This is a genomic window from Bradyrhizobium sp. PRIMUS42 (genome assembly GCF_023006515.1).
GTDB lineage: Bacteria > Pseudomonadota > Alphaproteobacteria > Rhizobiales > Xanthobacteraceae > Bradyrhizobium.
Genome location: NZ_JALBGZ010001576.1, coordinates 1 through 480 on the forward strand (window position 1 = coordinate 1; position 480 = coordinate 480).

General features: G+C 69.0%; 1 protein-coding gene. It reads left to right on the plus strand.

Annotated features, from left to right (window positions below; translation table 11 throughout):
• The coding region (locus tag MOV75_RS41740; RefSeq protein WP_247008729.1) for a tyrosine-type recombinase/integrase at nucleotides 1-480 on the plus strand (480 nt) is incomplete at both ends.

A 480-nucleotide genomic window follows, 5' to 3' on the forward strand; every position in this document is an offset into this window, starting at 1 on the left:
CGGGCCTGCGCTCGTTCGGCCGCTTTCTCGAGCGCGAAGGCAAGGGCAAGGTCGGCGCGCTCTCTGCCATTCGCGCCCCGAAGGTCGCAAAGAGTCTGCCAAAGCCGCTGCCGATGGCATCCGCAAAGCGTCTCGCCGATGCCGACGAGCGCGCCGGCGAGGATCGCGAGACCTGGATTCTGGCGCGCGATGCTGCCGTCATGGCGCTGCTGTACGGCTCGGGCCTGCGCATCTCCGAAGCGTTGGGGTTGCAGCGCCGCGAGGTGCCGCGGCCGGGCGAAGGCGACGTGCTCGTCGTCACAGGCAAAGGCAACAAGACCCGCATGGTGCCGGTGCTGCAGAATGTGCTGGAGCTGGTGCAGGAATACGTTGCGATGTGCCCGTATCCGTTGCCTGCGGACGGCCCGATCTTCGTCGGCGCGCGCGGCGGCCCCTTGAGCCCGCGCATCATCCAGCTCGCATTGGAGCGGCTGCGCGGCG